Here is a 25,727-nt window from a genome sequence, read left to right on the forward strand (position 1 = left end):
GGATTAATAATTTTCGGTTTTAAAAGCTTCAAATCTATTTTGTAATTCTGAAAAGTCGATTCCCAATAAGTGAATGGCTTTGAAGAACTGAGGTAATTCATTTTGTAAAAACTCTTCACGTCGAAACTCCGTCACTTTATCGTGTGCATCGGTTGATACAAAAAATCCCATGCCTCTTTTGGTAAAAATGATACCTTTTTGTTCTAAAAAATCATACGTTCTCATAACTGTGTTGGGATTAACTTCTAATTGAACGGCAAGTTCTCTGACAGAAGGAACTTTATCTTCTGATGCCCATTGTTTGAGCAGTATTCTCTCACAAATTAGCTCTGCTATTTGGAGATATATGGCTTGGTTTTCTCTAAATTCCATGATGTTAAACCTCCTTTTCCTTTAACTTTAAATATGCAATCAACAACCAAAACAGAGGTAGAACGAAGCGAAGCATAACGATACCTACAGTGATATACGCTGTTAAAAGCGAGCCTTTTTCGGGATTAAACGAGATAGTACTCAAATCGCCAAGAATGTAATGAATCATTAGGTATTCCAATAAGGCTATGATAGCGATACTCGAAAACCCCAAAAAGGCCGTTTTGATTAACGATAATCGTTGGAAAAATAAAGTTCCCATAATCGTAAAAGTCCAGAAGTTCATTAGGAAAGTAACCCCATTGAAAAACCTTGTATCCTGAATACTAAAGTATGTTTCAAAAAGCTCTGAATAGGAAATAATCGTTCTTTCCATTGGAGTATTTGGATAAGAAGACTTTAGGATTTCGAATGCAGCATAATCAATCAATGAGTGTGTTGATATAATGACAATTGGATAGACAATAAACACATAAAAAAGCCCACTCAAGAATTTTTCTAAATGTGATGCTGGGAGCAACAGATAACTCATCGTAGAAGGTGTATGAGAAAAATCTCTGAAGATATAGTTGGCAAACAATACTCCTAGCCCGAACATTCCGACAACCAAGCTTCCAAATCTGATGTCTCTATCCACGATAGCACCATCCCCATCTCGCCATAAATAATAGGCAGCAATACTCAACAGTACCATTACAACGTAGGTCATGCCAAACAGCTTTCGGTTCTCGACCCAAATGCGTTTGATTAACCACCCTAATCTTTGTATATCTAATGTTTGATTCATGTTTTCTATCTAAAAAGTTTTTCCAAGTTTAGTTAAATAATTGCTTGATTACCTGTGGCTTCTCTAAAGCTGCATTGAACAACAACTCCAAATCTACTTTGGTATATGACTCATCTTCGTTTGGAATCACAATACCAAATCCTCTAATAGAATGCTCAGAATAAAGGACTTTCTCATGATTAGTCACTTGCTGAACGGTTTTGAACGAAAGCTTTTCAGCTATCACATCGGTACCTGCATTGAGCAAAACTTCGCGGTTATCCATGATAATAATCGGGTCAATCAAAGATTCAAGGTCACGTACTTGGTGCGTCGAAATCAGAATAACTCTTTCGTTGGTAATCGAAGAAGCAATGATTTTTCGAAACTGACTTTTCGACGGAATATCCAAACCATTGGTAGGCTCGTCCATAATCAACAAAGGTGTATTGGTAGCCAACGCAAAACTAATCAAGGCCTTTTTCTTTTGTCCCAACGACAATTCGGTGAGTCGTGCCGAACTATCCACCTCAAACTCCTTGAGATATTCGGTTAATTGGTTTTGGGAAAAATTTGGGTAAAATACTGCATACACCGACACAAATTCCTTCATGCTGATGGGTGGAATATGTAGTTCTTCTGGTAAGAAAAATAACTCTTGCAAAAACTTCGGTTGTCGCAAATGTGGCGTATGCCCATTGACCGTGCATTGCCCTGATGTAGGTGTAAGTAAACCCGCAATATTACGCAGTAGGCTGGATTTCCCTGCGCCATTACGCCCAAGTAATCCGTAGACATTGCCTGCTTGGAGTTCAAGATTGAGCCCTTCAAATACAGGCTTTTTCTTGCTATAACCAAATCCTAAATTATGAATTGAAACCATATTTTGAGTTTTGAGGTTGATGTGAAGATTTCTTATTTATGAATATTTTTTTGTTTTTTAATCAATTGCCAAACGTACACACCTACCCACCACACCAATCCTCCAAATGCAAGTATCTGAGAAGCTCTCAAAGGCATAGCAATCAATACTGCCAGTAATATGGGCACCAAACCAATGAGATATAGCAAGTCTATTTGTAGGTCTTTTCTAATAATTCCTCCCTTCGGAATCGCCTCCTCCTGATCGGTGAGCAAAAATTTGAGTTTATCAAAATCCCATATCAAAAGGTAAATATTACAAGCCAAAAAGAACCCTACCACATAGGGCGTTCCTCGCCAGTCTTGTGAAATAGTCACCATCAGAATATTCAGAAACATCGGAATAGCCATTACTGCTCCTAGGGTAGCAAATCGCTTGACGAGCAAACAAAAACCAATGATGATTTGACTAATGGCAATAAACTCGGCAAACAAACCCAATTGATGTTTGGCTAGTACCTCAATCAACCAAGGAGGACCAATCAATTGGATAAAATTGCCATGTAACATTTTGGTAACCCCTGCACTCAGCAAGATAAAACCCAACCAAAATCGAATACACCCTACAATCCATCGCTGTGTCAGAATAAATTTAAACATAGTGTATTAGTTAAATAGTGCACTACAAATATAGAACATTTAAAATTAAAAAGTCAAGCATAAAATAAAGCCAAATGGAGAGCGGTCGAAAAGGTGGATGAATGGGGAGAGGTTTTAATCCACTAATAGAAGAAGAAAATTAGAAATTATCCAAAATCATGTATCTTTGATATAGGATTTTCGTTCTATAATCACAGAAATAACAATTATGCCAAAAGCTTATGACCTTACAATATATATCTGATAATGAGCAAACTAAAGTTGCTGTCGTTATTCAAATGGAAGATTGGAGAAAACTTATCACTGTCTTATTGTCAAAATTCAAAGAGCAAAATATAGACATAAACGATGATAAAAACTTTTCGGAAGTATTAGATTTATTATTGTCTTTTGAAAAAAGTGGAATATCTCAAAACTCAGATTTTCCTATACAAACGGAAGAAGCTAAAATTAGACAATTTATTGAAAACCTATATCCAAAGGAAGAGGAAAAGCTCAAAAAGCCTTCAGATTTTGCGGGAATTCTTACTTTTAAGGAGGGTAATATATTAGAAAAAAAGACTAAAGACGTACGCGCATCATGGGAAAGAGATATTTAGTTGATACAAATATTATTGGTCATTTTTTATCAAATAGTCTATCCGAGCAAGGGATGAAACTTGTAGCTTCTATCATTGACGAAGAATTCAATATTTCAGTTATCACACAAATAGAAATCCTTGCCCCTAGTCAAAACCTATTCCCCAAAGAGGATCAAATCAGGGAGTTTGTTAGTTTTGCGAATATATTACCGCTTGATAAGGACACAGCTCATGAAGTGGTAGCTTTGAGAAAGAAATATTCTCATCTAAAGAAGAAAATTGCTGATGCAAGTATCGCAGCTACTGCTCTAAAACATGATTTAATACTCCTTACAAATAACATAAGCGATTTTCAGAATATCAAAGGACTTAAAGCAATAGACCCACGTGGTTTGTAATCAACTTACAAACTACGTGGGTCTATCTTATCAATAATTCATATTAATGAGCGCTGAGATAGATATCTATTTTAGAGCGCTCAAATTTTACTTAGCACTACTTCCTCTCCGCCACCTTATCCACCTGATTCCATACTCTGAACAAGTTTTTGTAACATATCTTCTCGATGGCTTTTTCTGAATAGCCCCTTTTAAACAAAATATAAATCAAATTCGGTATTTCTGAACAGTCTTTGAGACCATCTGGAAGTGTGGGTCCTACCCCATCAAAATCCGAACCTAGTCCGACGTGATCGATGCCTGCAATTTTTACAACATGATCTATATGATCAGCCACTCGCTCTACAGTAGTTAGCGGAGTTGGGTACTTAGCCACGTATTCTTTTTCAAAAGCTTGTACTTCTGGTGCATCCGCAGAAAGGTTTTTACTTTTCTGAAAAGCTTTTATAGCATTGCGTTTGAGTTCGTAGGCTTTATTTGAAGCTGAATCCAAAAACATAGAGCTAAAATTAATCATGATTACTCCTCCTTTTTTGGCCATTTTTTGAATCAAAACATCGGGAGCATTCCGAATAAAACCTGGGGTGAAACTGCGACAAGATGAATGTGATGCAATCACAGGGGCTTTAGACAAAGCCACTACTTGTTCGAAAGTATCATCAGAAATATGCGAACAATCGAGCATGATACCCAAACGATTCATTTCACGCACTACCTGACGACCAATCGGGCTCAGACCGCCCCAAGTGCGAGTGGTATCATAAGAAGTGTCACAAATAAAATTATCTTCGCCGTGGCACAGCGTAATGTAACGTACACCACGGTCGTAGAAATGCTTCAAATTTTCCAGATTACTCTCTACTGGCGAGCCGTTCTCCATACCCATGGGCAAAGAAATCAATCCCTTTTTGAAGTTTTGTAAAATGTCGGCAGGGCTTTTGGCTAGAGCAAATTTATCGGGATAGGTTTTGGTTAAATTTTCTACCAAATCAATCAATGAATCCGCTAAGGCTTTTGAAAAGCCTTTTCTTTTCTGTAAATCAGCAGGCACATATATCGACATAAAAGGTGCGGATAAGCCCCCTTTTTTGGCGCGAACATAGTCAAAATCGCCACCCGAAGTCTGTACTGAAACGTCCTCCATTTTGGCATGCAAACGATACGGCAAGTCTACGTGACCATCCACAATCACAAAACGGTGAGCCAAAGCATCGGCTTTCTTTCTGAGCGCTTCATCATCCGAAACTTTCTTGATCGTACTTTTTTGCTTTTGAGGAGTAGTATTTGACGAAAACGAGACAAAAGCAAGATGAAATAAGAATATTGTAATGAGAGGTAGTGTTTTGTACATATCTTTTCAGGAAATTAGTTTGTTTATTTAATCTATAAAATTCTTTGGAATAAATCTTTAATTTGCATCACAAATCATAAAACCATTTTTATATCATGAAAAAATACGTACTACTTTCGGTAGGCGAACTATTGGTTGACCTCATCGGAACAGAATTAGCCTCTAGCATATTAGAAACACCTGAATTTGAACGCTTTCAAGGGGGTAGTCCTGCCAACATGGCCGCTAACATGGCTCGTTTGGGACAACCAGTCGCCTTAATTTCTTGTATTGGAAATGATAATCTAGGCGTTTTTTTACGTGACGAAGTAGCCAAAACTGGTATCGACACACAGCACATTGCTGTCGACCCATTTCAACCGACTAGTATCGTTGTGGTATCTCGAACAAAAGGTACTCCCGATTTTATCGCCTATCGCACCGCCGACCGCATGTTGCAACCTCAGCACATTTCTGACGAACTACTGGCTGAATCAGCGGTATTCCATACTACTTGCTTTGCCTTGAGTCAAGAACCTGCTCAAAGTACGATTGTAGATGCCGCTAAGCGTGCCAATGCCTTAGGATGTCGTGTGAGTATCGATTGTAATTATGCGCCTCAAATCTGGCCAGATAGAGAACAAGCGTGGAAAGTTATTTCAGCATATTGTGGCCAAGATGGACTTGTAAAACTCAGTGAAGACGACGCTGAAAGATTATATGGTAAAAGAGTAACAGAGGAACAAATTTTAGCAGATTTTCATGCTATGGGCGCCGACCTTATTTGTTTGACAAAAGGTGGCGATGGCTCTGTTATTTCTTATAATAAAGGAAAAGAAAAAATTACAGTAGGTGTAAAACCTATCGAAGTTATAGATGCCACAGGTGCGGGAGATGCCTATTGGGCAGGATTTTTAACAGCCTTCAGCGAAGGAAAAACACCAGCAGTTTGCTCACAAGCGGGTGCAAACTTGGCAGCACTCAAATTAGTCACCAAAGGACCACTCCCTGCCCAAGTCGACAAAGCATTACTTTATGTTGATTAGTAACAAAGTGAACAGGCAAAGAGTGTTAACACAATCACTTTGAGCCTCCTTGCCTGTTCACGTTATTACTAAAATTAGGTTTTACACTGCATACTCTCTACTAGCTTATATGGTATTATCCTGCTTTATGTCGGAAGCATACCTTAAATCGTCTCTTTTTAAATACTCATTTTGAGTAAAAAAAAAACATCCCAGACTTTTGTATAAAACTATCTATTTAAAAAATTCTATGGTACAAAAGTTTATTAACGGATGTCTTTTGGTATGTGCGCTCACTTTTACAGCTAATGCCCAAAAAGAAAAATGGACTTCATTATTTGATGGCAAAACCTTGAAAGGTTGGAAACAACTTGGTGGGCAAGCTAAATATGAAGTTAAAAACGGTGAAATCGTGGGTACAACGGTTTCAGGAACTCCCAACTCCTTTTTGTGTACAGAAAAAGAATATGGTGATTTTGTTTTCGAGGTAGAACTTAACGTAGCTGAAGGCATGAACTCAGGTATCCAGTTCAGAAGTTTGTCGAAACCTGATTACCAAAACGGTCGTGTCCATGGTTATCAAATGGAGGTTGACCCATCAGACCGTGCATGGTCGGGAGGTTTATATGATGAAGGTCGTCGCGATTGGCTATATATTCCAAATATTAACCCTGCGGGACAAAAAGCTTTCAAACGTGGAGGACAATGGAACAAATACCGTGTTGAGGCAATTGGCAATGTTATTCGTACTTGGATTAACGATATTCCAGTAGCTTGTTTGATTGATGATGTAACAGACAAAGGCTTTATTGCTTTGCAAGTACACTCTATCGGTAAAGACCAAGCGCCTGGACAGCAAATTCGTTGGAGAAATATCCGTATTCAAACAGGTGCAGATATTCATCCTCATCCAGCCGACAGTACTCCTGTTATAAACCTTACCCTCAATACCCTTTCGGAGCAAGAAAAATCACAAGGATTTAAATTGCTTTTCAACGGTAAAGACTTTACAGGTTGGAGAGGTGTTCACCAAGATAAAATGCCGACTATCCACTGGAAAGTAATTGATGGTGCTATTAATGTGAGTCCTTCTGATGGCTCTGAAACAGGCAACGACATCGTGGCTACCGAACAGTACGGGGCATTCGAACTAACATTTGAGTTTAAATTGTCAGATGGTGCTAATGCTGGGGTAAAATATTTTGTAAACGAAGACTTCGACTCAAATGGTAAATCTGGCGTGGGTCTGGAGTTTCAAGTATTAGATGATGAAAAACATCCAGATGCTAAAATGGGTGCAGTGGGTAACCGTACCTTGGGTAGCTTGTATGACTTGATTCCTTCTTATAAACCAGACAAACGTTTCCAAAGAAAAATTGGAGACTGGAACCAAGGTCGTATCATTGTATATCCAAACAATATTGTTCAACACTGGCTCAATGGCTTTAAAGTGGTAGAATATGAAAGAGGAAGTAACATTTTCAAAGCGCTTGTAGCACGTAGCAAATACGCCAAATACGACGGCTTTGGCATGGGCAAAACAGGAAATATCCTCCTCCAAGACCACGGCGACAACGTATCGTTCAGAAATCTAAAGATTAGAACAATAGAAAAATAGCCTTAAGCTGTAAGCCGTATGCTGTAAGCACTGCATATAGCTTGCAGCATAAAGCCTACGGCTATAATATTTACCTCCCAATTTTACCTAGTAACTAATCATTTCAAACTCACTGTTTATCATGGAAAGAAGAGACTTTGTTAAAAAATCGGCTATTGCATCTTTAGGTGCTTTGGCTTTTAGTCCAAAATCATACTCAAAAATTATAGGAGCCAACGACCGTGTCCGTGTAGGATGTGTTGGCTATTCTGACCGTTTCCGTTCTTCACACGTACCTCCGTTCAAAGCATTCATGAAAGAAATGAACTTTGAAATGGTAGCTGTGTCTGACCTTTGGAATCGTCGCCGTGAAGAAGGAAAAGCTTTCTTGGAAAAAGAATTAGGTAACTCTATTACCACCTATCGCAATAACGATGAGCTATATGCAGCCAAAGCAGTAGATGCAGTATTTATCTCTACGGCTGACTTCCAGCACGCAATCCACACTATTGAAGCAGTACAAGCGGGTTGTGATACTTATACCGAAAAACCACTTGCAGAGACGATGGATGATGCTCATGCGGTATTGAAAGCCGTAAAAAGCTCTGGAAAAATCGTACAAATTGGTTCTCAACGTCGTAGTGGACAAAACTACTTTGCGGCTGAGGATTATATCAAGTCAGGAAAATTTGGAGATATCAAAATGGTAGAATTGATGTGGAACGTGAACCAGCCTGGTCGTTGGAGACGTCCTCAGTTAACTTCTATCTTGAAAGAGTCGGATATTGACTGGAAACGTTTCTTAATCAACCGTCCTGCTGATTCATTTGACCCACGCAAATACTTAGAATACCGTTTGTTCTGGCCTTATTCTTCAGGTATTCCTGGACAATGGATGAGCCACCAAATTGACACGGTACACTGGTTTACAGGCTTGGAACATCCACGCAGTGCTGTAGCCAACGGTGGTATTTATCAGTGGAACGATGGTCGTAAAAATGCAGATACTATGACAGTAGTGTTTGATTACGGCCCAGATAATGACAAAAACAAAGGCTTCCAAGTACAGTTTACAAGCCGTTTCTCAAACTCTGCAGGTGGTACCAAAGAAATTTACTACTCAAACGGTGGTGAATTGAACTTGGAAACTAATAAAATCTCTCCTCGTGGTGGTTTGTCTGCAAGAGAAGCTGCAGAAATGGGCATGAAAGCAAACTTGCTGCCAGAACTTTCATTGAGCGAAGTAACTAAGATTGAAACTAACGCAAACACAGGTTATGATGCTTTGACATCAAACCATATCCGTAACTGGATGGAATGTGTACGTTCTCGCAAAACGCCAAATGCGCCAATCGAAGCAGGTTACCAACACTCAATTGCTTGTATCATGGCTAACGCAGCATATCGTACTGGCGAAAGAGTAACGTTTGACGCAAAAACTCAAAACGTAATGGCTGGGTCAAAAATCTTCAAATACTAAGATTTGACTTTATATACTGGTAAAAAGCGAAATCCCACCTTTTGAGTGGGATTTCGCTTTTATAATGGTTCAAGAAAATACTGTTAGATATTTAGAAACTTAGTTCAAACATGAGATTTGTCCTCGCAATTGGCATTTTCGACGTCGTGAAATAGTTGCTTTCAGGTTATTACTCAAAATCAGGTTCTGATTTTTTGAATCATAATTCCTTATATGAGAGCAATTAATCATGTAGGTTTTATGAATTCTTTCAAAATTATACTCTTTGAGCATATACTCAAAAAACTTGATAGTTCGAGCAAAGAGATAGTGTTTCCCATCTTTGAGATATACATGGGTATAGTTGCAATCTGCTTGCAGCATTACGATTTGAGAAATTGGAATTTTAATTCTTTGAAATCTAAATTCCAAATATCCGTGTTCAGCTGTGCAAAAATTCTCAATATTCATAAATATTCGACTTAATAGGTTAAAAAATAAGTTGTGTATAATGGATATGTTGTGTAAATACTGATTTATCACCGTAATAGGTACGCTACTTTTTCATTGTATCTTGAATCCATGTGCGGAAAGAAGCCGTTCTGGTAAAGGTGCTGATATCACCATAGGCACCGTCTTTCAAGCCAACAAGCGGTTCTGTCACACCTCCGTTGAGCACACCAATGACGGTCCACTTAAAATTAATTTTCATCAATAATGGTCCGCCGCTATCTCCTTGTACGGTAGTCGCTTCCCAGTCCAAAGCCTTGTTGGTACTTGTACCTGAGCCCAAGGCTTTTTCTTGGTCATTGGCATAGCTATCTCCTAGTGTGTTAATTATTCCTGATGGATCATCAAAATCAAACGCCAACGTTCCTCCTTCATTATTCACACCATTGATTACATGAGTAAGTCCTCCCATGCGACGATCCAAGATATTTTCTAATGCATGTTTTTTTGAACGCTTGCTAGCGTCTTGTCCAGCTTGGGCACTATAATCTCCATAACCTGCATACCATACGGTACTTCCGATAGTCTCTGCATCCATCGTAAAATTCACCGCCGCAGGAGTAATAGATGTTATGGGAGACGCAAGTTTTATCAGCGCAATATCATTTCCATATTTATAAAAATCACCGCCATCCAACCAGCTAGGTGCTATGTACAAAGCTGCTACCTTACGGGTTTCGACTGGGTTGTTAGGGTCTGCTCCTACCAATATACTGAGCTTATCAATGCTTGTTGGCGCCGTATCTTTAGCAGGATCAAAAAAACAATGACCTGCCGACAATACCCATTGAGAACCAATAAGCGTTCCTGTGCAAGAGCCACTCGCCTCGCCATGATCTGCATTGATGAATACTACTGGGGTAAAATCAGGATAGTCAGAAGTATTAAATGGTGCTTGATTGGTAGCAATGGTTTCATACTTTGATAAAGGTATATCATGACGAACGCCAAAAGTAGTTGGAACATTCGTTGGGGTTGTTCCATCTGTGTTGGGAGCTACATCATTATTTTTACTACAGCTGAATAGCACAAGAGAAGCAAGCGATAGACCTAAAAATCTTCTGAGGTTGATCATGATTTTAAACAGACTTTTATCAAGTAAAATACTTAGGAAAAAACCAACGGTCTCATCAACCTAATTCATGCCGCCACATAAATCAAATGATGTTTGTAGACCGTTGGAGGGTTGTCATAGCCTAAACAACCCTACAAAGGTAGAGTACACAATTTTAGTAAATCCGACTTACCTCTTGAATGGATGTTTTTGTTGAATAGATGGGCATTTTCTTTACATGAATAGTAAATTTGCCTAGAAACACCCGTTAATTATGAAATTTCATCGAAAAACAACCGCTCCTTTAAGCCGTAAAACCATTCCTCAAAGATTTTAGTGTAACTCCATTTTTAGTCCTAACTTTGAATATATACTGACAACCATTAAACCAAAATTTCAGATGACCCCGTCTAAACAACATGCTTTTATCAAGAAGGTGAAAGACATTACTATAGGAAGTACAATCGCTTTGAGTTTATTCGGCCCAGCGGTTTTATTACAAAGTTGTTCGAGTAATCAAAACGACGAAGGCGACTATGAAGAGGTAGAAGTTTATAAAAAAGGTGTAAAAACATATATTTCTGAAACAAGTAAAGGCGTTTTTAAAATAACGAAAGAAATTGAAACTGATGCTGATAGCTCAGTAGCATATGTTACTTATCTGGATGGTAAACAAGATACTTTATCGCCAAGAGCTGTAAAAGCACTAATCGACCAAGATGTAGCCAGACATCCACAGCATATAGGTCAAAGTTCAAGTTTGTCGAATGCCTTGCTGTATGGTGGAATGGGATATTTTCTAGGAAAAACCTTGAGTCCTAGCTACTCGAACTATCGACCTGATTTGTCGAGCAATGGATTTAGCTCAAATTCAACTCCTAGAGATACCACCAACCGACATCGTTATCACTCTGGAAGTAGTCTTTGGCGTCGTTATTATGTAAGCCAACAAGTATACAATAGCTCACAGCAAGTACATCATTCTATCAATACATCTCGTACCACTTTTAGTAGACCACTTGGTGGGCGATCTGGTTTTTTCCGTAGTAGCTCGCATGGAGGCTTTCATGGGTAGCCTACACGATTTTATTTCACCCAATTTCAAAATTTATGATTCATTTAAAAAGTTTAAGTAATTCTCCTGAGCCTGCCCTTCGAAATGCCGACTGGTACTGGATGCTGGGAGAAGATACCCAAAGTTATTTGACCAACCAAGTAGTCGTAGTTTCTGAAGCTGAAGCCGAAAAGTATTATGCCGCAGCCAATGAACTATATGAAATGTACATTGAGGCCGCTCAGCATGTAATTGACCAACACAAATTTGCCGAATTAGGGATTCCTGAAAATCTTATCGAGTTAGTAAAGTATTCTTGGGAAAATGACCGTCATTGGCATATCTATGGACGTTTCGATTTGGCAGGGGGGCTCAATGGCAAACCTATCAAACTCATTGAATTTAATGCCGATACAGCTACGTGTATCCCCGAAACAGCCGTTGTGCAGTGGGCATCGCTAAAAGCCAATCGTCTGGACGAAACTCTTCAGTTTAATACCTTGTACGAATCATTAGTGGCACAGTTTAGTGAAATGCGCAAGCAAAACCCTAAACATGAACCAACGCTACTGATTTCAACTATGGAAGGATACCCAGAAGACGACACCAATATGCAGGTTTTGGGCGAAGCTGCCCGTGAAGCTGGCTTTGAAGTCGCATTTGAATATATTGAAAATACAGAGTTTTCGAGCGAGGAAGGCATCTACAAACAAAGTTCCAACGATGGCAGTTTTACACGCTATGATTTTTGGTTTAAGCTTGTACCGTGGGAATACATAGGCTGGGACGAGCCAGAATTAACTCAGATTTTAACAGATTTAGTCACAAATGATAAAACAATTGTGTTAAATCCTGCTTATACACTTCTTTTCCAATCAAAAGGTATTTTGAAAGTTTTGTGGCAATTATTCCCAAATCATCCACTTCTTTTAGAAACAGCGTCAACACCATTAGTCAATAAAACTTCTGTTGAAAAAGTCCTTTTTGGTCGTGAAGGCGCTAATGTTAAAATCTTGGATACCGCAGGAAATGCCGTTTCGGAAACAGAAGGAGAATATTTTGAACAGAATAAAGTTTACCAAGAGTACGTAGATTTCTTGCAAGATTCAGAAGGAAGTTATTACCAAGCAGGTGTATTTTTTGCTGGAGAAGCTTGCGGACTAGGCTTTAGAAAAGGAGGAAAAATTATTAATAATACGGCACAGTTTGTAGGACATATTATTGAATAACTGAGTGAGTGGAGATTGAGTGAATGAGTGATTATTTTAAAATAATCACTCATTCACTCAATCTCCACTCAATAGCTTATCGCAAGTCCAACAAAACCACCTCCCATAATTCTGGATGCGTGGTATCAAAATATTCGTGAATAATCTCAAATCCTACACGAGCATGAGCCGCTAATGAGCGAGTATTCCTTTTGGCAACTTCGGTAATACAAAGGTCATATTTACCAGATAATCGCTCTTTGTGTAAGGCATACATTCCATCAAAAATACCTTGTCCACGATACCCTTCGGCTACACAAATTTGCCCCATTGCATAGTATTTGTATTCTTTTACTGGCTTACCTTGATAATTGAGTTCATCCAGCATATCAAACATGGCCATCAATACAGGAATATCATATCTAAAGCTTGTTGGCATAACCAGCGCATAACCAACCACTTTGTCTCCATCCTTGGCAATGATTTGTGGCTCAGCAGCATTCATTCTAGACAGTAAATCGAAATTATGCTGAACAGTTACAAAGCCTTGAGTAGTTGCTACATCTTCTGAAATATTCTTGTTAAGATTCTGTTGCTGTAAATCTAATACCTGATTTACTTCTTCATCACTTGTGATAGTTGTGAATATGATTGACATTTGACTCAAACGTTAAATTCTATTTCGTGGACCCATTAAACTTCAAACAATCAAAGCATTAGCATTACAAAGCTGTTTGTAAGCTTATTTCAGGAGACAAAACTCAGTATTTTAATTTATAATAAAAAATACCTTTTTTCGATATTTTTATAACAAAAAAGCATTAGTTCAATCTTCTCACCATGAGTCTTTTGATGACTTCAAAAAGTACTACAGGTTGTAAAGTGCGCCAATTGACCACATCTAAGGTACCTCCAAAATTGATATAATAGTCAAGGTGATATTTGGTCCATTCTTTCTGGATAAAATCTCTAAAATTACAAGCGGCAATCCAACCGTCCTCTACTTCTTCAAACCATTCGGCGTAATAATCGTCATCGGTTGAGCCATGAAAATTGAGTATATTCTCTCCTATCAGAATAAACTGATTAATTCCTTGTCCAATCAAGTGGTCGATTACATTGCGCTTAAACCACATAATATCGTTGTGAAGCGTATCATTCCATTCGCCAAACATCTCGATAATCACAAACTGTCGATTATAATCGGCAAAAAGGATTTTACAATACAAAGTGGGAGATTCAAACTCATCCCAAAATGGATGAATATAATAACCATAAATGTCATTTTCGTACATGGAAGTATTATACAACCTTCCATAAAAGGGAGAACGAGGGTCTTTTGATGCCACATAATGACTTTCCCATTGATAAAAGGGTTCAATATCTTGCATGATAGGGGACTAGGAATTAATGATGAATTGTGAGTGGTGAATTAGTACAGCACAAAGGATTTTCAACTATTTCAGATTGGGGATTTCTGATTTCGGAAATAAAGAAAATACCTCTATTTATTCTAAAAGATAGAAACTTACACTTCCGAAATCCAACATCTGATATCCGAAATAAACAGTTTTTCTAAACTCAGCACTTACAACTAATAAGATTTAATCATATCGCTTGGAATCGCTACTACGAAGCTGGCAGAGCCTTTGTGCTTGGTATTAGGTTCTTTGATGTCAGCCTCCTCTACAGTGTTGATTGTGACAATTTTCAAAGCTGGGTTTGCCTTTTTCAAATACCAAATAATTCCTTCAAAGTTGTTGGAGTGGTAACTGCCATTAAAGTGTAAAAACGCCTTGCCTTCAGACCAGTTCTTCAAAATAAAATGTGCCATCGTAGCATCTTTGCTGGCTTGAGCTTTTGCAATATTTTCGGCAGAAATGGTACTTCCTCCCATGCCGTGCATCCCTCCCATTTTCATCATCTCAGCATAGCCTGGCAGGCTCAAATCGACCGTAATCGGGAGTGGTGCTACACTTTTTTTTCCGTCATCGCTCAACTGATTAAGTGCTTCTAAGCCCCCTTTTGAAACTAAGCTTGCGTAGCGTCTTGGAATATTGGTTGCCACGAAAGGAATCTTGTTTTTTTGGGCAAAATCGACCATTGGCTTATAATCTGTAGCATAATTCTGCCACATTTTAGCTTCAGTCTCAAACTGCTTTCCTGTAATAATTCCTTTTAGATATTCATCAAGAACTACTTGATTGTCAGCCTCAAACATTTCGGCACCTAAAACCAACTTACCCCCTTTTTCCGTATATAAGTCTTTGGTAACTTGTAGCTCTAACCAGTGAGCAATTGGGTTGTCATGAAGTTCACCAAAGAACACAATATCAGCCTCCTTTGCGTCAGAAATCAGTTTTTCATAAGAACTAGACTTTAATTGTCCAGTATAAATTAAATAAGCTGGCCTATCAGCCACGAAGCCCAAAGCCAAAAATGCTAGCAATAGTATTAGAGTGATTTTCCGCATAATAAAAAAATGAATGTTTTATTTTCAAATTGATGTTAAAATAACACTTTTGTAGTTAGATGGTTCAACTTAGGTCATCATAATTATAAATTTCCGAACCAATACATTGCTATACTGTTAAATACCAGCCCTCAATGACAACACAAGAAGAGTTTATCACTAACTTTTACCATGCCTTTGCCCAAAAAGATACGCAAAGTATGGAAGCTTGCTATCACCCAAAAGCCACCTTTAGAGATCCTATTTTTTATCTAAAACAGCCCTCTATCATGGATATGTGGCGTATGCTTATCGAACGAGGTGCAGATATGAAAATTGAACTCTTGAAGGTACGTACTCGTAACAATAAGGTAGAAGCTACTTGGAAAGCTTCTTATACTTTTGGAAGTACGGGATTGCCAGTAGTTAATACCATTACATCTACTTTTTCATTTTCTGAAAACAAAATTTATCAACAAAATGACCATTTTGATTTTTACAAATGGGCTAGCCAATCTTTGGGACTAAAAGGAAAACTTTTGGGATGGTCAAGTTTTTTACAAAATAGTGTCAGAAAACAGGCCATGCAACGTCTTGAATCATACTCACAAACCATTCAAGCCAACTAGAATCTTTCTCTGGGTTATAATTTTCTCTTTCCAATAATACTATCCATTTCTATTTTTTTTTAGTTCTACGAAACTATTCTCTATTAGACTTGGTTTATTTAGTGTATATACATTAAACATCATTACATTAAATATTTTATCTGACCAAACTCATGGAATTATTAGAGAAATTGAATTGGCGCTACGCAACCAAAAGAATGACAGGAGCTACCGTTCCTGAAGAAAAAATCGACCATATTTTAGAGGCTATCCGTTTGTCGGCATCGTCGATGGGGCTTCAACCATATACAGTATTTGTTATTGAAAACCCTGAATTGCGCAAACAAATTCAACCTGCGGCATACAATCAGCCACAAATTGTAGAAGCTTCACATATTTTGGTTTTTGCTGCTTGGGACAATGTTACTGAAGCACAAGTAGATAGTTATATGGTTCAAATTGCAGAAGAACGTGGTATTTCTGTAGAGTCGTTAGCTGGTTTTAGAGCAAATTTTGGTGGAATTTTGAGTCGTTCGGCTGAAGAAAACTTCAACTGGACTGCTCGCCAAACATATATAGCATTGGGTACTGCCTTGGTAGCTGCTGCTTACGAGCAAGTAGATGCCACTCCAATGGAAGGTTTTAATCCTGCGGCAGTTGACGAAATTTTAGGTTTGAAAGAAAAAGGCTTAAAAAGCGTTTCCATTTTAGCTTTGGGTTACCGCGATGAAGCAAATGACCCTTTAGTAAAAGCGAAAAAGGTTAGAAGAACAGCAGATAAGTTATTTGTAAAAATTTAATACGATTATCTGGTTATCCATAAAAGACTATGCTCTGTGAGTGTAGTCTTTTTTTTGTTACCTTAGAAAAAGTATTTTTGATTTGAAAATTTGGTAATTTGAAGATTTGAAAAATGAAACGGTTTGAACTTTTTCGAGGCGTGTGAATAATTACTCCTTTTCATACTCTCATAACTTGTTTGTATACATGAAAGAACTACTTGAATCGCTGAGTCATAGAATAGAAATTGTAAGTACATACTGGCAATCTCAATCTGAAGAATCACTATCGTTGAAAAGCTCACCTGAAAAATGGAGTAAGAAAGAAGTACTTGGTCATTTGATTGACTCGGCACAAAACAATATTCGTCGCTTTGTAGTAGGTCAGCATCAATCCAAAGCTCAGATTATTTACGAGCAGAATATTTGGGTAAAATCGGCAGATTATCAGTCTTATCCTTCTGATGATTTATTAGAATTATGGCGACTGCTCAATAAGCATTTAATACGCGTATTGGCAAACTTACCAGAAGAAAAATATCAAGTTTTAACAAATTGGACAAAAGAAGCAGTGCCCGATGCATACCCTACTCTTTGGGAAGTAGCACAAGATTATTTATGCCACTTAGATCATCATTTGAAGCAATTGGGGATGGAACGTGTGTAAATAATAACCGATACGGTACGGCTTTATCGCTCTCTGTTTGACAAATAAGTTTGATTAGGAGAATAGTATAACTACCATTAGAGTACAGACTGATACAACAGCCCTGTAACTTGACATCATAATTTTCATAGAATAGTTCTTATTTCCTATTGATATTCTTAGATTTACCTGAAATAATACTTAACTCCATAAAGCTTTATAAACCTTAACAACCTATTATCATAACGATGAATAAAATAGCCGTTCTACTCACTATTCTTTATTGTTTATTTCTACTCGCTTCTCATGCACAAACTCCAACCCAGATAATTAAAGGTCAAGTTACCGACTCCGAATCCGGATACCCTATTGAAAATGTAAATGTAACCTTAGACAATCATATTACTATTTCTGATACAAAAGGGTACTTTTTACTCGAAAATATAACTGTTGGACGACATTCAATAAAATTTAGTCGCATTGGCTATGAGAGCAATATCATCAGAGACATATTAGTGGGAAGCGCGAAGGAGCTTGTTTTGAATATTAAGTTAACAGAGCAAATAAAAGTATTAGACGAAGTAGTTGTAAGACCTCAAGAAGAATATGGTTCTGCACACAATGAGATGGCTACCGTCAGTTTGAGATCATTTTCAGTAGAACAAACTAAACGTTATCCTGCAACGTGGGGCGATCCTGCTAGAATGGCATTATCTTTTGCGGGCACTTCAAATATAGATGACTCCTCAAATGAAATAGTAATAAGAGGTAACAGTCCTAAGGGATTACTTTGGAGAATGAATGGGGTAGAAATACCCAGTCCTAACCATTTCACGAGCGTTGGAGCTTCAGGAGGTGGAATTTCAGCACTTAGTATCAATGTACTAGGCAATTCAGACTTTTATACAGGCGCTTTCCCAGCTGAGTTCGGAAATGCCTCTTCTGGTGTATTCGATTTGACAATGAGAAATGGAAACAGTGATAAACGAGAAAGTAGCATACAGTTAGGATTTCAAGGTTTGGAAGCATCAACAGAAGGTCCTTTTTCTTCAAAAACTAAAGCGTCATATTTATTGAACTATAGATATTCAACTTTAGGGCTTGTACAAAAATTAGGCATTGTTAATCTAATCTATGAGAAGCCAACTTATCAAGATTTAGCTTTTAAAATATTTATTCCTTTCTCAAAAACTACCATATCACTATGGGGGCTTGGCGGACTAAGTGCCAACGAAAATGCGCAGTTTGCAAGTTACCTCCCTAAGAATGGGTCTAATTTTTATGCTACGGGTCTGAATATTGTTAGCTTAATCAACGATAATGCATACTGGGAAAATATTATTTCTTCATCTGGTAGCGAGACCAATGAAAATGATATAGTTTCTAGTAGAAACTACACTTATGGCTTCTTGCGCTATTCATCAAGGTTAAACTTAAAGTTAGATGCCCAACACACATTCCGTATGGGATTGATTATTAGCCATAATACTTATAATTTGCTTGATAAAAGGTTGTATGTAATAGACAAAACCCCAACCTATTTGTACATTCTAAAAGACAAGAACAGTACCCAGCTATTGCAATCTTATTTTCAGTGGAAGTATAGATTAAATACCAAAGTAACATTAAATACTGGAGTACATTTTATGTATTTAACACTCAACAAACAGTATTCTATTGAACCTCGTTTGGGATTACGCTGGCAGTTAGATAACACAAAAACAATTAATTTGGGAATTGGAGTACACAGTCGCCTAGAGGCTCTACCAACTTATCTATCAAGTAGAGGATATACGGCCAACTCGAATGGAGATACAACTCTGGTACAGTCTAATAGAAATTTACCTATACCCAAATCTGCTCATTTTATTATAGGATATGAATACCGTCCTAGTGATAGCTGGCGAATAAATTCGGAAGCATACTACCAATATCACTATCAAGCGTTTGTTTCTACGATCTCCACATCAAGTGCTCCTTCTTATGAATCTACTTATTCGACTCTCAATGATGTTGGTGCCAATTTAACATCAGCGCTTCAAAGTATTGGAACAGGAAAAAGCTATGGTATAGAATTAACCATCGAGAAGTTTTTAACGAATAGTTTCTATTTATTGAATACTACATCGATCTATAAATCAACCTATGTGGCAAGCGATGGAATAGAACGAACGGGGAGATTTAGTAGTAATTTCGTTGAAAATATCCTAGCAGGCAAGGAATGGAAAGTAGGAAAGCTTAAGAAGAATATGCTTAATATCAATTTGAAAGTAACTTGGGCTGGTGGGCTAAGAGTTCCTCCAATCGACTTGGTCGAATCTGAAAAAAAGGGATATACAATTTATGATTACAAAAATGCTTATGAGCACCATTTACCCAACTTTTTCCGCACAGATTATCGCATAAGCTACGTAATTAATAAACGTAAAAAATCTTCCACTTTTTCCTTAGATTTAAATAATATAACTGATCATAAAAACCCTCTGAGTTATAATTACAGCCCCAATTCCAAGAAAATCGTTTATGTATATCAACTTGGGCTGATACCTGTATTTAATTATCGTTTAGAATTTTAAACAGCAATAATAACGAAGGCTCTGTCCTTGGAATAACGTATCCTACTCAAAGCCCTAAAGATAAAATCCGCTATTCAAAGATTGCAATCATTGAACAGCGGAATGATATAGATAAATTAGAAGAGGAGTCAGCAAAAACCTAAATACGGACTACGCTAATAAAAGCCTGCTCCATCCAACCACTATTTTATCTTAAAATTAAGTCCAATATTAAAGCCAATTTTATTAGGCCTTACTAGTAAAAGAGCGCTTGCATCCGATTGGTGATTGAGAGCGATACTCATGGTTGGTTCAATAAAAATATAAGCATTGTCTCCTATTTGACGGCTTATACCATAGCCAATATTCAAAAAGCTATTGATTTTACCAGCCGCAGTTCCATTCAAGCTAGTATTTCCTTCCATACCCACCAATACATGATGACTTAGGGCATCGCCTTTCAAAAAAGTATATTCCAAGTCTACTCGTGTACCAAGATAATGAGACGATAAAGCATAGGTTTTGTTTTGCTCCTCAAACGCCACATCTGCTGTTTGGTTATCTACACTGCGTACCACCAATGAATCTGTACGAACTTTAAAACTAATGCTCTGACTAGATTTGGTGTAAGAAATACCTGTTTTCAACTGCAATTTATCAGACAAAGTAAACTTCAAACCTGCCTGAAGATAAACACCCAAGCGACTATTATCGTCATCTACTTGGATATTATGCACATATTTTGAATCTGAGCCATTTGGTGTTATTGTGTAGTAATTGACTAATGGCATCGCACTAAAATACAAGGAAACAGGCTTACTTGGCTGAAAATATCGGTTGGGTTTGCGCTGCTGTGTCTTAATTCTTGCTTTGTTAAACTTTACGGATAAATCAACAGGTTCTTTGGAGGCTAAAATCTCCAAATTAGGTTCCAATGCCTCTTCTGATGTTGACAAATAATCGCCTGTATTTTGTGTAGCACGAACAATTCTATCATATTCATCGGTAGATAGACCAGAAGGAGCTACTTTTTTATTCAAGTTCTTTTTCGCTTTTCTCAAAGATTTAGAAGATATCTCACCTGTAGATTTCGTGAGATTTTTCTTGCCAATATTTGAGCTCAATGTAGGCTCATCAGTTTTACTAGTTGAGCTTGCTAGAGATGATTCTGAAGAAGAGTTAGCTTTTTCGCTTTTCACTAAACCGTCCTCTTTTTGATCTTTTGAAGCTTCTGAATTGATACTATTATGATTTACCTCAGCACCTCGAGTGGTATTGGGTATGCTTTTGTCAAAGGTTTGTTTTGACTCAGCATTTGTATTTTTCCCATCTTGAATTCCCTCATTTTGGCGCAATGTACCTGCTGTTGTATGACTCAACTCCACATTTGAAGAGTCAACAAATCTTGGCAATAACCCAAACGAAAGCAGTAGCAACGCCACTGCCGCTGCCAAATGCCAAAGCATTAGTCGAGAGAAAGAAGGTAAAGGTAGCTGGGGTTCTATTTTGGCCCACAGCGCATCGTCCACATCAGATTCAAAATCGTTGAGCCTATCGTGGAAAAAATCTTCAAAGGGATCTATATCTTTATTGGATGCGTTCATAGCTGACAATTCCCAGTTTTTTTAGTTGTTTACGGAGCAACTCTTTTGCACGAGACAGTTGCGACTTGGAGGTATTTTCGCTTATTCCAAGCATCTGCCCTATCTCATTGTGATTATAGCCATCCACAACATATAGGTTAAAAACCATGCGATAGCCATCGGGTAGTTGGTGAATAAGTGCTAGTAAATCTTCGCTTGAGAGTGTCGCTAAAATATTCGGGTAATCATCATTGCTGAGTACAACTGTTTCATAATCTGTATTTTGTTGAAATTTTAAATTTGCATGATAATAATTAATGGCAGTATGGATCACGGTTTTGCGTACCCATGCGCCAACAGCCTCTGGCTTTTCTAATGACTTGATATTGTTAAAAATCTTGACAAATGCTTCTTGATAAATGTCTTCTGCCTCCTCTTTCGAACGCGCATAACGACGACAAACACCCATCAACTTGCCCTTGTACATATTGTAAAAGGCAGTCTGGGCTTTGCGATCATTCCGCTGGCAGGCTCTGACTAAATCCTGTTCATTTATCATTCAGTTGGCAATTAGTTTCATTGAGTGATTACTCACCTAAGTATTAATGCAGAATTGTGAGTTATGAATTGCGAATGTAAAGTTTTAAATATCAACATTTTACATATTCATTAATCCAATCTTGTTTTGCATAATAGTGTTTTATTTGCAATAAAAAAGAGGGTAATTTATTGATAATCATCATTTTAAGACTAACAAGTTTTATTTAATGCCTATTCTAACGAATTAGGATAGGTATTCTTTTATTCATATATCATCTGGGTAAATGTGACGAAGTATTATCGTTTTTCCAGAAAATATAAAAGGGAAAAACCACCTCAATCACAATATTAGTTTTACGAGAAAGACTCTCCCGAAATTCGGGAAAGCCTTTACATTCAAACCACTTGTATAATTATTTATGAATTCGTCTTTATTTTTTGATTTTAATCTTAAAATTGGCACTCAGTTCTTTTCCTTGAGTAGTCGTCAACTTTATTTTAATTTGATCATCTCGATCTTTTCCTTTGTCCTTATCCCAAGCACTGATTTGATAGTAAATTTTGGTACCTTTTACATACGCTGTTCCATGCGAACCTTGCTCAGCGATGCTTATCGAGCTAATCTCGGCGCAAGATGAAACATAAAGTTGGTAAGGAACTTCAAATGGTGTGGCTTGAACAATGGTTTCCGAAACTTCCATTACGCCATTATCAAATTTGGCATCACAGCTGGTAGCTCGAATTAAACTTACTTTTACCCACACACTTGGTGATGCAATACCATATTTATCAGAAAGCGTATATTCTAAATAATCATCTATCTGCGTTAAATATCCTGGGAAACTCGATGATGCTGGCTCATAATCAATTTTACCGCTATTGACACTTGCGGTACCATATTTGGGCCATTTGGTTATTTTGAGTGTATTGGTATTATAAGTTGAACACAAATTATCATTTGCCAAAATATCTAATTGTACCTTCGGGCTATTGCTTGGTAATACGTAATAGTTTGGTAGCAAACTCGTAGTACAAGCTCTCACTGAGGAACCTTCCACATCTAACTTTACCGCTGCTGTCATACAAACGCCCTGAGTACCAGCCGAACAGACCCGATAGAATAATAAATCGGGTCCGTCGTAGTCTTTTTTGGGGGTATAAACAATTCGGTTGTTTTTGACTACAGCCGACCCAAATAGTGGATCAAAAGCAATCTGAAGACTTGCCGAATCTAAAATTGCATTACAGTAACGATCATTTTTCAAGACATCCAACACACATTCTGCACCTTTATTGAGACAATGAAACAGATCTGGCATAACGCCTGCGTTGCATGGAACCTTATCCCAATTATTGGTCACTTTTACCCAAATACTATCTTTAACTTGTTTTTGGGTATCTAAGTTTACCACACTCAACACCAGCATATCCGTAGCATCCGATACCGTTGAGTCGGGTACATACACAATAAATTTGCCATTGGTGGTAAAATACGCTTTTCCGAACGCTCCGTTTTTTTCGATTTTGATGGCATGACCAGTCAGATTTTTCAAAAAATCTTTGACATTAATTGTCACCATATTCGATGGAGCAGTGTAAAGCGTATGAATATCCCACAGAGCAGGTTGAGCATCGACTGGCGTGACAGGAACCACATCTTTTTTGATTTCGTCACACCCGAGCAATAAACCCATTACGCTGAGTAAAATGGCAATATGTTTTATAAAAAACTTCATTATGATTTATGTCAAGAAAGCGTTAGCAAGCTGAAATCTTCCTTGTTGTCTGTCTTTATTTTATGTGGTTGAATACTCAAGCAGAAAGCTTTCTGCTAAGTTATCTATTTATCAATTTTTGCTACTAAAAACTTTCCATCTTTATCAAAATACAAATGATATTTACTTGTACCCACAACGATATGTAAGTAATAAGATTCGATTACACCATCTATTTTGAATGCTATCGCCTTGTCAAGCGACCAGCCCGAATAGGTTGTATTGAGATAACTTGTGATAGTAGCAGGCAACACATCAGCCGTTAACTTAACGTCCTCAAATTTAGGAAGTTTCAGTTCACCACTAACCGTTTTTGTTAAATTGCCCGAAGCATCAAAGGTTAGAAATACTAGTTTTTTATCACTCGATAAAGAAATATAATAAGAATCTACCGCTCCATTTTTAATTATTGCAATTCCTTTTTCATATTTCCAAGAAGCATAATTTGCGCTCAAATAAGCTGCAATATTAGCTGGAAGTTCAGATTGCTTTAGATTCTTATCTTCAATCTTGCGAATCTCTGGCGCATAGGTTTTGGTTGTTAGCAACTTTCCTGCATTATCATACGAAAACTCATAGAAAACGCTGTCCTTCTTGGCCAATACAAAGTAATATTTGTTAGCTGTTGAGTCGGCATTTACAGCAGCTCGCACAAAGGTATAACCTGTTAGTTGCGTTTGAATTGTTGCTGGCAGCTGGTCATACGTTACATTATAAAACTTTCTAAACTTACCTTTGATTTGTCCGTTGCGTTTAGGCTCTTTAAACTCAGCTACGAAAGCGCCATTTGCATCAAATACAACGGTTACTTTTTGGTCATTCCATTCTATCAAAACTTTGTACAGTGTGTTGCCATCTTTGTCTTTTCCTACAGCTACCCTTTCTAATTTATACCCTGCATAATTGGAATTAAGATAAGTCGTTACATTGGCTGGCAAAGATACCTTTGTCGTATCATCCGAGAGGCTAAATGAACTCAATACAGTTCCATTAGCCGAAATTGTTAACTCTATACTTTTTCCATTTACTTTTAAATCTACCCCATAAGTCGTATTTTGACTAAGTGTTGAGTAGTTTACTTGAGCGGCCTGTGGATAGTTGTTACTAACGGCCATTCTTACTGCTGAAGGAATTACGGTTGAATTGTTGGTAGTATTATCAACGGCAATTTGTTCTGGTTCACAACTTGCCAATAGAATTGCACTCATGAGTGCTGAAAATAAAAGGAACTTTTTCATGTTCGATTACGGACTTGTGGATTATCAAAAAAATCTCAGCATTTGGCCAGATACTGATGGACTAATTTGATTCCCCAATGGACAGAAATACTTTGTTGAGCATAGCAAAAAGCTATGGTTTTATTTCAAAACGTTTCGAATTATAAGGTGTGGTATAAATATTAGTACAAAATAAAAATTAAGATTGTGCTATGGGCTTTCAGGTATCAGCTTTCGGCGGTGGGCTTTGGAAAAAAGCATGGCTGTGGTTATTAAAAAACATTTTAACACTCTTTGCCTAGTGCCTATTGCCTAAACTCATAAATTAAATCTTATTCTGCACGATTACTTATCTATGAATAAAAATTTACGAAATATTTATTCATAGATACATGGGATTGTTGAATTCAATGATATTGACAGGAAGGTAAAAAGAAGGGTTGCACTGTTTGTTAAAAATTCTTAAAATGTAGATCTCGTATTGAAGAATTTGGTCATGTGACTTAAGTGAATTGATTGTATCTTAACAGTAGAGACGCAATGATTGCGTCTTAAGCCGAGTCATATCTAGCATAGTAATGAAGCTGTTTAAACTTTCTTTTTTTTATTGATTTTGCGTAAGAAAATGACTGAGAATGCCATAAAATGTAACGACATCCAGTTTCTGACTGAGAATTCGAATCTCACTAAAAGAGCT

The 25,727-nt window shown here is 37.5% G+C and carries 25 protein-coding genes; 11 read left to right on the plus strand and 14 right to left on the minus strand.

Annotation, left to right across the window (positions count from 1 at the left end):
- Positions 1–3: 3 nt before the first annotated feature.
- Genes QM524_RS24830 through QM524_RS24845 form a run of 4 tightly spaced genes read right to left on the minus strand, consistent with a single transcriptional unit; the run spans position 4 to position 2,659 of the window.
- Entirely contained in the window at positions 4–372 is a 369-nt protein-coding gene (locus QM524_RS24830) for a GntR family transcriptional regulator (RefSeq protein WP_095167038.1), read from the minus strand.
- Positions 373–376: 4 nt separating this feature from the next.
- Positions 377–1,159, minus strand: a complete 783-nt coding sequence (locus QM524_RS24835) for a hypothetical protein (protein WP_283346723.1) — start codon at positions 1,157–1,159, stop codon at positions 377–379.
- 28 nt (positions 1,160–1,187) lie between these two features.
- Positions 1,188–2,021 carry an ABC transporter ATP-binding protein gene (locus tag QM524_RS24840; RefSeq protein WP_095167035.1) on the minus strand — a complete coding sequence of 278 codons (834 nt, stop codon included), beginning with the start codon at positions 2,019–2,021 and terminating at the stop codon, positions 1,188–1,190.
- Positions 2,022–2,053: 32 nt separating this feature from the next.
- The gene (locus QM524_RS24845) at positions 2,054–2,659 is read right to left on the minus strand and encodes a hypothetical protein (protein WP_283346724.1); all 606 of its coding nucleotides are present in this window, start codon (positions 2,657–2,659) and stop codon (positions 2,054–2,056) included.
- A gap of 221 nt (positions 2,660–2,880) precedes the next feature.
- On the opposite strand from QM524_RS24845, the gene QM524_RS24850 reads away from it, so the two are divergent.
- Both QM524_RS24850 and QM524_RS24855 read left to right on the plus strand, forming a co-directional pair.
- The gene (locus tag QM524_RS24850) at positions 2,881–3,258 is read left to right on the plus strand and encodes a hypothetical protein (RefSeq protein ID WP_283346725.1); all 378 of its coding nucleotides are present in this window, start codon (positions 2,881–2,883) and stop codon (positions 3,256–3,258) included.
- Positions 3,240–3,638 carry a type II toxin-antitoxin system VapC family toxin gene (locus QM524_RS24855; protein ID WP_283346726.1) on the plus strand — a complete coding sequence of 133 codons (399 nt, stop codon included), beginning with the start codon at positions 3,240–3,242 and terminating at the stop codon, positions 3,636–3,638. The genes QM524_RS24850 and QM524_RS24855 overlap by 19 nt, the downstream gene beginning before the upstream one ends.
- Before the next feature lie 97 nt (positions 3,639–3,735).
- On the opposite strand, the gene QM524_RS24860 is transcribed toward QM524_RS24855, so the two are convergent.
- A complete protein-coding gene (locus tag QM524_RS24860; RefSeq protein ID WP_283346727.1) occupies positions 3,736–4,989 on the minus strand; it encodes a dipeptidase in 1,254 nt (417 codons plus the stop codon).
- Positions 4,990–5,084: 95 nt separating this feature from the next.
- On the opposite strand from QM524_RS24860, the gene QM524_RS24865 reads away from it, so the two are divergent.
- From QM524_RS24865 to QM524_RS24875, 3 genes are all read left to right on the plus strand, one after another.
- Positions 5,085–6,014 (plus strand): carbohydrate kinase family protein, encoded by a 930-nt coding sequence (locus QM524_RS24865; RefSeq protein WP_283346728.1) that lies wholly within the window; start codon positions 5,085–5,087, stop codon positions 6,012–6,014.
- A gap of 229 nt (positions 6,015–6,243) precedes the next feature.
- Positions 6,244–7,611 (plus strand): 3-keto-disaccharide hydrolase, encoded by a 1,368-nt coding sequence (locus tag QM524_RS24870; protein ID WP_166580289.1) that lies wholly within the window; start codon positions 6,244–6,246, stop codon positions 7,609–7,611.
- A 121-nt stretch (positions 7,612–7,732) separates the two neighbouring features.
- Positions 7,733–9,070 (plus strand): Gfo/Idh/MocA family protein, encoded by a 1,338-nt coding sequence (locus QM524_RS24875; protein WP_388047463.1) that lies wholly within the window; start codon positions 7,733–7,735, stop codon positions 9,068–9,070.
- A 99-nt stretch (positions 9,071–9,169) separates the two neighbouring features.
- Here QM524_RS24875 and QM524_RS26050 read toward each other — a convergent pair whose 3' ends face one another.
- Both QM524_RS26050 and QM524_RS24880 read right to left on the minus strand, forming a co-directional pair.
- On the minus strand, positions 9,170–9,520 hold the full coding sequence (locus tag QM524_RS26050; protein ID WP_374761218.1) for a LytR/AlgR family response regulator transcription factor: 351 nt from the start codon (positions 9,518–9,520) through the stop codon (positions 9,170–9,172).
- A gap of 85 nt (positions 9,521–9,605) precedes the next feature.
- A complete protein-coding gene (locus QM524_RS24880) occupies positions 9,606–10,634 on the minus strand; it encodes a S1 family peptidase (protein ID WP_283346729.1) in 1,029 nt (342 codons plus the stop codon).
- 379 nt (positions 10,635–11,013) lie between these two features.
- Between QM524_RS24880 and QM524_RS24885 the strand changes: the two genes are divergently transcribed.
- The gene (locus tag QM524_RS24885; RefSeq protein ID WP_283346730.1) at positions 11,014–11,688 is read left to right on the plus strand and encodes a hypothetical protein; all 675 of its coding nucleotides are present in this window, start codon (positions 11,014–11,016) and stop codon (positions 11,686–11,688) included.
- 35 nt (positions 11,689–11,723) lie between these two features.
- Entirely contained in the window at positions 11,724–12,896 is a 1,173-nt protein-coding gene (locus QM524_RS24890; protein ID WP_283346731.1) for a glutathionylspermidine synthase family protein, read from the plus strand.
- Positions 12,897–12,972: 76 nt separating this feature from the next.
- Here QM524_RS24890 and QM524_RS24895 read toward each other — a convergent pair whose 3' ends face one another.
- From QM524_RS24895 to QM524_RS24905, 3 genes are all read right to left on the minus strand, one after another.
- Positions 12,973–13,533: a GNAT family N-acetyltransferase gene (locus tag QM524_RS24895; protein ID WP_166580043.1), complete on the minus strand. Its 561-nt coding sequence runs from the start codon at positions 13,531–13,533 to the stop codon at positions 12,973–12,975.
- Positions 13,534–13,696: 163 nt separating this feature from the next.
- A complete protein-coding gene (locus QM524_RS24900; protein WP_095167010.1) occupies positions 13,697–14,266 on the minus strand; it encodes a hypothetical protein in 570 nt (189 codons plus the stop codon).
- 203 nt (positions 14,267–14,469) lie between these two features.
- Positions 14,470–15,348 (minus strand): ChaN family lipoprotein, encoded by an 879-nt coding sequence (locus QM524_RS24905; protein WP_283346732.1) that lies wholly within the window; start codon positions 15,346–15,348, stop codon positions 14,470–14,472.
- Between the two features lie 134 nt (positions 15,349–15,482).
- Here QM524_RS24905 and QM524_RS24910 point away from each other — a divergent pair, with 134 nt between their 5' ends.
- From QM524_RS24910 to QM524_RS24925, 4 genes are all read left to right on the plus strand, one after another.
- Positions 15,483–15,956: a nuclear transport factor 2 family protein gene (locus tag QM524_RS24910; RefSeq protein ID WP_283346733.1), complete on the plus strand. Its 474-nt coding sequence runs from the start codon at positions 15,483–15,485 to the stop codon at positions 15,954–15,956.
- Between the two features lie 152 nt (positions 15,957–16,108).
- Complete coding sequence (locus tag QM524_RS24915; RefSeq protein ID WP_095167004.1) at positions 16,109–16,735, plus strand: NAD(P)H-dependent oxidoreductase; 627 nt, start codon at positions 16,109–16,111, stop codon at positions 16,733–16,735.
- 187 nt (positions 16,736–16,922) lie between these two features.
- A complete protein-coding gene (locus QM524_RS24920; RefSeq protein ID WP_283346734.1) occupies positions 16,923–17,381 on the plus strand; it encodes a DinB family protein in 459 nt (152 codons plus the stop codon).
- 227 nt (positions 17,382–17,608) lie between these two features.
- Positions 17,609–19,936: a TonB-dependent receptor gene (locus tag QM524_RS24925; RefSeq protein ID WP_283346735.1), complete on the plus strand. Its 2,328-nt coding sequence runs from the start codon at positions 17,609–17,611 to the stop codon at positions 19,934–19,936.
- A 182-nt stretch (positions 19,937–20,118) separates the two neighbouring features.
- On the opposite strand, the gene QM524_RS24930 is transcribed toward QM524_RS24925, so the two are convergent.
- The 4 genes from QM524_RS24930 to QM524_RS24945 form a co-directional block, all read right to left on the minus strand.
- On the minus strand, positions 20,119–21,519 hold the full coding sequence (locus QM524_RS24930) for an outer membrane beta-barrel protein (protein ID WP_283346736.1): 1,401 nt from the start codon (positions 21,517–21,519) through the stop codon (positions 20,119–20,121).
- Positions 21,503–22,057 carry an RNA polymerase sigma factor gene (locus tag QM524_RS24935; protein ID WP_166552953.1) on the minus strand — a complete coding sequence of 185 codons (555 nt, stop codon included), beginning with the start codon at positions 22,055–22,057 and terminating at the stop codon, positions 21,503–21,505. Before QM524_RS24935 ends, QM524_RS24930 begins: the two co-directional genes overlap by 17 nt.
- Positions 22,058–22,469: 412 nt before the next feature.
- Positions 22,470–23,774 (minus strand): hypothetical protein, encoded by a 1,305-nt coding sequence (locus tag QM524_RS24940; protein ID WP_283346737.1) that lies wholly within the window; start codon positions 23,772–23,774, stop codon positions 22,470–22,472.
- 104 nt (positions 23,775–23,878) lie between these two features.
- Complete coding sequence (locus QM524_RS24945) at positions 23,879–25,051, minus strand: PepSY-like domain-containing protein (RefSeq protein WP_283346738.1); 1,173 nt, start codon at positions 25,049–25,051, stop codon at positions 23,879–23,881.
- Positions 25,052–25,727: the final 676 nt, after the last annotated feature.

The organism is Flectobacillus roseus, assembly GCF_030056595.1.
GTDB classification, from domain to species: Bacteria; Bacteroidota; Bacteroidia; order Cytophagales; family Spirosomataceae; genus Flectobacillus; species Flectobacillus roseus.